Origin of the sequence: Paracraurococcus ruber (assembly GCF_004353985.1) — a bacterium.
In the GTDB taxonomy this organism is placed as follows: Bacteria; Pseudomonadota; Alphaproteobacteria; order Acetobacterales; family Acetobacteraceae; genus Paracraurococcus; species Paracraurococcus ruber.
In genome coordinates this window covers 1-7,922 of record NZ_SMOA01000247.1, presented here as the reverse complement: position 1 = coordinate 7,922, position 7,922 = coordinate 1, and the positions used below count along the sequence as shown (strand labels likewise).

Here is a 7,922-nt window from a genome sequence, read left to right as displayed (position 1 = left end):
GGGCGCGGCGCCGGCGGTCGCCGCAGGCACCGGCCGGCGGGGCCGGGCGGGCGCCGGCATGAAGTCCCGCCACGGTCTCGAGATCCGCGCGGCCACCGGCGCCGATGCGCCCGGCCTCGGCCTGCTGCTGGCGGCGGCGGGCGTGGCGCTGCCGGCGGCTGCCCTCCTCCCCCGGCTGGAGGCGCTGCGGCAGGGCGCCGGGACGGCGCTGGTCGCGGTGGAGTGGGGGCCGCCCAGCGGCCTGGTGACGCTGCACTGGCACCGGACCCTGCTGGAGGACCGGCCGGTGGCGCGGATCGACCTGCTGCTGGTCGGGCCGGAGGACCGGCGCCGCGGCCTGGGCCGCCTGCTGGTGGAGGCGGCGGCCCAGGCGGCGCGCAATGCCGGCTGCGCGATGCTGGAACTGGCGGCGCCGTCGGGGGAGGCATCGCTGCCCGGCTTCGCCCATGCGCTGGGCTTCGCCCCGGCCGGTCCCGGCTTCGTCCGCGCCCTGCGGAAGCGGCGATGAGGCGGCGCCGGCCGACCGGGCGCGCCCCGGGCAGGCGCGCCGTGGCGGGCGGATCCGCCGCGGCCTGGCGTGCGCCTGGAGCAGATCCCGATCAGGTGGACTCACCTGACGGGTGAAGATGCTCGTCGATCCACAAGATTAGGGCGGTTGCCGTGCGCCATGGCGAACGGAAGCCGCTCCAGCGTCCCGAATCCGAAGTTCGCCGCCACTGGTGGCGCCCTTCGGTCCGGGCCGCTCGCCGTTGTTTTCAGTGTCCTGCCCGCTGCGGTCGCAGCCGGTGGCTGCGACCGCAGCGGGCAGGACACTAGTCCGCGTCCACCGCCAGCGCCCGGCTCAGCGCATCGCGCGCCGCCGCCACGCGCGGATGGCGCAGCGCCGAGCGCACCCAGACGAGGTGGAAGGCATTTTCCGGCGTCGTGGCCGGGGCCGGGATCTCGACCAGCACGCCATCGCGGAGATCCGCCCGGAGGAGGTAGTCGGGCAGGACCGACCAGCCGAGCCCGGCGCGCAGCATGGCGCGGATCGCCCGCAGATCGGGCGCGGTGGCGACCGGCAGCTGCGTGGGCGGACCGAGCCCGTTGGCATCGAGCCAGGCGCGGATGAGCGGCCGGTCGAGATCGTAGGCCAGGAGCGGGCAGGCATTCAGGCCGTCCGCCAGCCGCGGCTTCGCCAGGATCCTGCGCGCTTCCGCCGGCGCCGCGACGGCGACCAGCCGTTCCGTGCCGACCCGCTGGTAGGCGAGCCGGCGGTCCTCCAGCCGCGAGGCGGTGAGCGCGAGATGCACCCTGTCGTCCAGGAGCATCGCATAGAGCGCATCCTTGCCCCCGACATGCAGGCGCAGTTCCAGCCCCGCTTCGACCAGCGGCTTCAGCCGGCCCGCGACCCGTTCCGCCAGGTATTCCGACGGCGCGGCCAGGTGGACGGTGCCCGACAGGCGGGTCGATCGTGCCCGGACCGATGCCAGCGCGGCCTCGGCCTGATCGAGCCTGTCGCCGAGGCTCGCGGCCAGGTCGTCGGCGACCGCCGTCGGCCGCACGCCCCGCGCATGGCGCTCGAAGAGCGGGCGCCCCAGCAGGGTCTCGAGCGAGGCGACCTGCTGCGACACCGCGGGCTGCGTCAGGCCGAGCATCCGCGCCGCCCCGGTCAGGGAGCGGCGGCGATAGACCTCGATGAAGGTCCGCAGATGCGCGAGGGACATCGCAAATCCATAAGCCAGCTTATGGGTCCCGTCATCTTACCTTTGCTGTCGTGATGGGTCGGTGCCGCTACATCCGGGCCTCGACGAGAGGAGGCCAGGACATGGCACGCAATCCGGGGATCCTGATGATCGCCACATCCGCCGCCACCATGGCCAGTACGGGCGAAGCGACCGGCGTCTGGCTCGAGGAGCTGACGACCCCCTGGTATGCCTTCCGCGATGCGGGCGCCGCGGTGACGCTCGCCTCCATCGCCGGCGGTCCGGTGCCCGTGGACCCGCGCAGCGTGAAGGAGGCGGGCGAGAACGACGCCTCCGTGGAGCGCTACCTCCGCGACAACGCCCTGCGCGCGGCCGTGGCGGGCACGCCCGCCTTCGCCACGCTGGACCCGGATGGCTTCGACGCGCTGTTCCTGCCGGGCGGGCACGGGACGATGTTCGACTACCCCGGCTCCGAGCCGCTGGCCCGCCTGGTGGAGCGGTTCGATCGGTCGGGCAGGGTCGTCGCCGCGGTCTGCCACGGGCCGGCCGGCCTGGTCTCGGCGCGCAAGCCGGATGGCTCCCCCTTCGTCGCCGGTCGTCGGCTGGCCGCCTTCACCGACAGCGAGGAGCGGGCGGTCGGCCTGGACCGCGCGGTGCCGTTCCTGCTGGAAGCGCGCCTGCGCGACCTCGGCGCCCGGCACGAAGCCGCGCCGGATTTCCAGCCCTTCGCCCTGCGCGACGGCCTGCTGGTGACGGGCCAGAACCCCGCTTCGGCGGGGCCGGTCGCGGCGCTGGTGCTGCAGGCGCTGGCGCTGGCGCAGGGGGCGGCACGCTGACGGGGCGCCGCGAGGCCGGCGCCGGCCATGCGACCGGGCCGCTGCCTGCCGCCGCCGCCGTGGCGCATGCCTGTCCGGTCGCCCCGCGTCTCCGCTCCGCCATGATGGCGCCGATCGCGCGGCGCCCAGGCCCGGGCCAGGTCCGGGGCTGAGCGGCGGACAGACGATATCCGGGGCGATCCCGCAGTCGGCTTGGCGCCCGGCCCGCGCCTGGCGGGACCGTTCCGATGCCCCGGGGCGCGGCTGCCCTCGTGGATCATGCGGCCGGTGGCGACCGGGGCCCGAAGGGCTGCGCCGCGGTTGCTCGGCCCGTCTCGCCGGCCTCGCTGGGCGGCGGTTCCCCGGTCTCGGCATGGCCCGTCATGGCCAAGTGGCCCGACGAGGACGGGTCGGCCCGGGCCTCCCGTCGGCGCGGCGTTGCCCGAGGGCAGGCCGATGGTCCGCCCCTCCCGTCGCTGCCGGGAGGCAGCGACGCCAAGGCCTGGGCCTGGGCGGCCCCGGAGGCTGGATCCCACGGCGGGCGGCGACGGCACAGGCGCGGAAAGATTGCGATGGGCGACCGGCGCCGCGCCCTCGCCCATGCAACCTTCGGCACCGATGCATGGGCCTCGCCGGCCTGTGCATCCCTCGTCTCGCGCCGATCCCGGCGCGCGACCGGCATCACGCCCGGACGTCGAGTTCCATCTGGTCTTGCGCCGGGTCGAACGACGCGCCGTAGTCGCCAGCCCCTCCGCCGGAGACCGTGGCCACATCCTGCGTGCACAGCATGTGCGTCTGTGCGTCCAGGGTCACGCGCGGCAGCATGGGCCCCAGGAACACGGCAGCATGGATCCCGCCCCTGTCCTGGCGTCTGGTCCGCTTGGGCACGGTCGCGTCCGCTGCCTCATGCCGATACGAGCGGTTCCTGAGATCGGCGGCAGCCATAACCAGCGATATCATCGCATGATCCTCTCGGGTGGTGTGCACCTTCTGGTGCGTCCCGCCGCATGGCGGAGACATTTGGTCCCCGCTTGCCAAGGCGCGCCGGCTCGGAGGCGGCGCGGTAGAACAGCTTCGGTTTAAAGACCAAGAATTGCTTGTCGAAACATTTACGGCACCTGCGTCCTTGACGCGGGACAGGGGCTCGCCGCGGTGGCGCCGGTTGCCCCGCCGCATTGCCGGCGGGGGCGACGGACGCCGCTGCCGGTGGGCATGGCGGCCGCGCCGGATCATCGGCGCCCGCCATTGTCCGCAGCGCGGCTGCCGACCCCACGGCCAGGTCGAGCCAGCCCTATCTGGCAACGATGCATGCGAGGTCGGCCGGCCAAATCCGGTCGGGCGCCGGCGCCGCGAACCGCCGCTGCACCAGGTTTGCGGCACTCGGGACGGCATGCCTGCTGTCGGTGGTGGGCGGCAGGCCAGGCCGGGATCTCGGCGCCGCCATGCCGTGCTGGTGGACGAGGCGGGCCACCCGATGCCGCCCGGCCCGGACGGCTTCGGCGCGGCGTGCCGCCATGCGGAGGTCCTTGGGGCCGGGCCTAGGACCCCGGGCTGGAGCGGAGGGCGCGCACCGCAGCGCGGAACAGCGCGAAGGTCATCGCTTCGGCCTCGGTGTCGTAGTGCTGGCGCCAGCCGCCCTGGATGGCGATGACCACCTGCTCGGCCGGATGGACGTAGATGTACTGGCCGAAGGCACCGGTCGCCACGAAGGCGCCGGCATGGAGGCCGGTCGGCCCATGCGGCAGCACCCACCACTGGTAGCCATACCCCATGGGACTGCCTGGATGCAGCCGGCCGAAGCCGGTGGCGGCGCAATCCGGCTGGCCGGCGAGATCGCGCCAGCCGGGCGGCAGGGTGCGCCGGCCATCGGCGCCTTCGCCATTCTCCAGCACCAGCAAGGCGAACCGACCGAGGTCCCGGAGGCGCGCGGCGATGCCGAACCCGCCCTGTTCCAGCCCGCCCTTGGCGTCCAGCGCCCAGGCGCCGTCGGCCTCCATGCCGGCCGGCCCCCAGATCCTCTCGGCGCAGTAGTCGGCCAGCGGCCGGCCCGTTGCGGCCGCGACGAGGGCGCCGAGCACGCAACTGTCCACGGTCGCATAGGCGAAGACCGTGCCCTGCGGCCGGGCCCGTGGCAGGCCGCACAGCATCTGCAGGACAGAGCCCGCCCGCCGGCTCGCCAGGGCCTGCTGCAGCCGCCCGGCATCGGCATGGTCGTCCTCCGCGGCGTTCCAGGCCACGCCGGAGCACATCCGCAGCGCGTTGCGGATCGTGACGCCTGCATAGGCCGAGACGAGCAGCTGCGGCAGGTAGTGGTCGCAGCGATCGTCGAGGCTGCCGATCGCCCCGTCCTGCAGCGCCGCGCCGACCAGGGTCGCGGTGACCGACTTCGTCGTCGAGTAGCTCGTCCGGAGGATCTCCGGCCCGCCGCCGACGCCGTAGCGTTCCACCGCCACCGCGCCGCGCTTCAGGATCAGCAGCCCGGCGATGCGGCAACGGGCCATGATGTCGTCGAGGCCGAGGCGTTGGTCGCCCATCTCGACGGTCAGGCCCACGAGCGATCCCGCAGCCGACGGCAGCGACCGCACCGCGGTGCCGCACCGGATCCGGCGATGCGGCCAGTTGCGGATGGCATCGCCCTGGTCCTCGGGTGTCGTGTCCATCCTGTCCGGCGCCTCGCCGCCATCGAGCCTATCAGCCGCGGCCACGAAAGTCGCCCCTGGGCCGAGGCCGGCGGATCGCCTTGGGTATCGAGCGCTTGGTGCGCATCATGCCGCCGGGCCTAGGAACTGACCTTCGCGGGCCATGGGAACGCGCAGAGGGACCGGAGGCGCCTTGGCGTCAGCGCGTCCCATGCCTCGCAGCGGGCACTGACTGGGCCGTCTTTGCCTTCGAGCAGCCGGTGGGAGAGGCAGCACCTGCGGAGGAGCAGCCAGACACGCTCGACCGGGTTCAGCTCGGGCGCTCAGGGCGGCAGCGGCACGAGCATGATGCTCGGTGGCACGACGAGGTTCCGGAATCCGTGCCGTCCTGCCCGGCACGAGCACGGCATGGGCATCCTCGGCCAGCATAGCCGCGAAGTGGTCGAGGAAGGCCTGCATGGCGCCGGTGGACAGTTCCGGCAGCGCGAGGGCGAAGTCGCCGCCGGGTGGCCGGGCGCACCGCGCCGAACAGATAGGCCCATGCGAAGCGCCGGTCGCACCGCCCGCTTGGGCGCTCGCCGCGCACCCACCAGCGGAACCCTGTCCGGCCCTTCTGGCCGACGCGGTTGGACGCAGTGCGTCCAACCGTCCATGAACCAGAGGTCGATCCGCTTGCCCGGGTTCGCATCAGTCGCCGATGTCAGCACGTCGCGCCGCCCCTTTTTCCGGACGCAGCCTTGGCCTTATCATCAGACATCGGGTGCAGCGGCGGCTCGCCAGGTCCGCCCGGATCTCCAGCGCCGCTCCCATCGTCCCCTCCGTGCTCGCCATTAGGGTGGAGGAATCACGACAGGCGACGCCGTGGCGTCACAGCCGAGTCAGTGCATCGGCGCGGCGGTATGACCGGGGGCGCCAGATCCGTACCAAAGCGTTCGCTCTCGAAGTACGGATTTCGGGCAAGCGGGGTTCGAACCAGGCCAAGCACCCAACGCGCATGAACCGGCCTCTTGCCTAGGTTTCTGCGCTCTGTGCTGAAGCGGCAAAGTCAGGAGGCCCGGGGAGAAACGAGCTTTAGAGAACGATTTTCGGGCATCTCCGGACCCGACCAGACGACAGATCCGCCCTGAAAATCCCGGGAAACCTGCCACTCATCGCGGCGCCCGGTCGGTCGGAGAGCGCGGCTCGTAGGGGAACTGGCGGAGAGGGTGGGAAACTCCATCCTCTCTCCCACCAGAAGCAAAATCAACAGCTTGCAAGGCGCTACTACACAGCAGCGTAGTGCCTGTGTGTAGTGGCGGCAAGTGGCTAAGGACAACGGACGACACACGAACTGACCTGAGCCGCTAGTCTTCTTCCGGTTTTGGAGGCACTACCATTACAATATCATAATGTTGTAGCTTTTCCCAAGTATCAGAATAGGCATCGTCGCGATAGTGGGCGCTCAGTTTGTCACGCAGAAACTGCCAATCACTGTTGGCGCCCAAATTTTTTGCTGCGCCTAATTGGTCAACTGCTGATGCAAGCGAGTCTGGAATTCCCGAAGCGTCCCAGACTTGGCCGTTCCCTCCTACCGCTTCTACAAACGGTCTGATGTCGTCCGAGCGAAATTGATCTAGCAGAAGTACAATGCAATTTGAAAATATGCTTTCTGCGTGTCTCCATCCTCTAGCTTCGGCAAGCATCGTAATTGCAGGTCGCACGAAAATCTTGCTAGGATAGGTTTGGAAGATTGTCTGTTTTGTTGACTCGTCGGCCTGATCTAGTGCAGTCGTCACGTCTTTCTCGAAGCCAGGCACTTCTGCGGCCCCAAAAGCATCTAAGAGCGTCTAACAGAACCACCGTTTGACGAAGCGCCAGGCGATGATGGCTGAGGCGAGGGTGAGGAAGGCGGAGTGGATGTCGGCACGGCGCTCGTAGCGGATCGCCAGCCTGCGGAACTGGCCGAACCAAGCCAGGGTGCGTTCGACGACCCACCGATGCCGCCCCAGCCCGGCGGTGCTCTCGATGCCGCGGCGTGCGATGCGGGGCTGGATGCTGCGGCGGGTCAGGGCTTGGCGGCAGCGGCGATGATCGTAGGCCTTGTCGGCGTGCAGCTTGCTGGGGCGCTTGCGAGGCCTGCCCCAGGGCTGCCGGATCCGCGGCACGGCATCGACCATCTGCTCCAGCATCCTGCTGTCATGCACGTTGGCAGCCGTCAGGCGGACCGCGAGCGGGATGCCGTTGGCATCGGTGAGGATGTGGCGCTTCGAGCCCGGCTTGCCCCGATCCGTTGGGTTCGGCCCCGTCTGTGCACCCCCCTTTTTGCCGCAACCGACGCGCTGTCGAGGGCGGCGCGCCGAAAGTCGATGGCGTTACGCCGCCCGAGGCGGTCAAGGAGCGCACGCTGCAGGCGGTCCCACACACCAGCTTCCTGCCAATCGCGCAGCCGGCGCCAGCACGTCATGCCGCAGCCGCAGCCCATCTCCTGGGGCAGCATTTCCCACGGGATGCCCGACTGCAGGACAAAGAGGATGCCGGTCAGCGCTGCACGGTCAGGCAGGCGGGGTCGGCCGCCCTTCGGCTTCGGCGGTTCGGGCGGCAACAGCGGCTCCACCACCGCCCAGAGCGCATCAGGGACAAGGGGTCTGCTCATGCCAGTCAGAACGCGCCAGACCAGGTTCTGTTAGAGTCCGTCCGGGATCATGTTCTGGTTTGGCAGAGCCTTCGCAGCATGAGGCGGACGGAGGCCCAGCGCAGGAAGCACAGGCCTGACCGGTTCAGGCACTCCCAGTCCTTGGCGAGCC

7 protein-coding genes are annotated in these 7,922 nt (G+C 70.9%); 2 read left to right on the top strand and 5 right to left on the bottom strand.

The genetic code is table 11. From position 1 onward, the window contains the following. On the top strand, positions 1-508 hold a 508-nt coding region (locus E2C05_RS25805), incomplete at its 5' end, for a GNAT family N-acetyltransferase (protein WP_205083068.1). A gap of 304 nt (positions 509-812) precedes the next feature. On the opposite strand, the gene E2C05_RS25800 is transcribed toward E2C05_RS25805, so the two are convergent. Further along, a complete protein-coding gene (locus E2C05_RS25800; protein ID WP_133222519.1) occupies positions 813-1,706 on the bottom strand; it encodes a LysR family transcriptional regulator in 894 nt (297 codons plus the stop codon). A gap of 101 nt (positions 1,707-1,807) precedes the next feature. Between E2C05_RS25800 and E2C05_RS25795 the strand changes: the two genes are divergently transcribed. Further along, on the top strand, positions 1,808-2,521 hold the full coding sequence (locus E2C05_RS25795) for a type 1 glutamine amidotransferase domain-containing protein (protein WP_133222517.1): 714 nt from the start codon (positions 1,808-1,810) through the stop codon (positions 2,519-2,521). Between the two features lie 660 nt (positions 2,522-3,181). Here the strand turns inward: E2C05_RS25795 and E2C05_RS25790 are convergent. From E2C05_RS25790 to E2C05_RS25775, 4 genes are all read right to left on the bottom strand, one after another. After that, positions 3,182-3,460 carry a hypothetical protein gene (locus tag E2C05_RS25790; RefSeq protein ID WP_133222515.1) on the bottom strand — a complete coding sequence of 93 codons (279 nt, stop codon included), beginning with the start codon at positions 3,458-3,460 and terminating at the stop codon, positions 3,182-3,184. A gap of 578 nt (positions 3,461-4,038) precedes the next feature. Continuing rightward, the gene (locus tag E2C05_RS25785; RefSeq protein WP_133222513.1) at positions 4,039-5,160 is read right to left on the bottom strand and encodes a serine hydrolase domain-containing protein; all 1,122 of its coding nucleotides are present in this window, start codon (positions 5,158-5,160) and stop codon (positions 4,039-4,041) included. 1,322 nt (positions 5,161-6,482) lie between these two features. Beyond that, on the bottom strand, positions 6,483-6,935 hold the full coding sequence (locus tag E2C05_RS25780; RefSeq protein WP_133222512.1) for a hypothetical protein: 453 nt from the start codon (positions 6,933-6,935) through the stop codon (positions 6,483-6,485). Between the two features lie 30 nt (positions 6,936-6,965). Further along, a protein-coding gene (locus E2C05_RS25775) for an IS5 family transposase (RefSeq protein ID WP_133222511.1) occupies positions 6,966-7,771 on the bottom strand; the annotation gives its coding sequence in 2 pieces (ribosomal slippage) (positions 6,966-7,444 and positions 7,444-7,771; 807 coding nt in all). Positions 7,772-7,922: the final 151 nt, after the last annotated feature.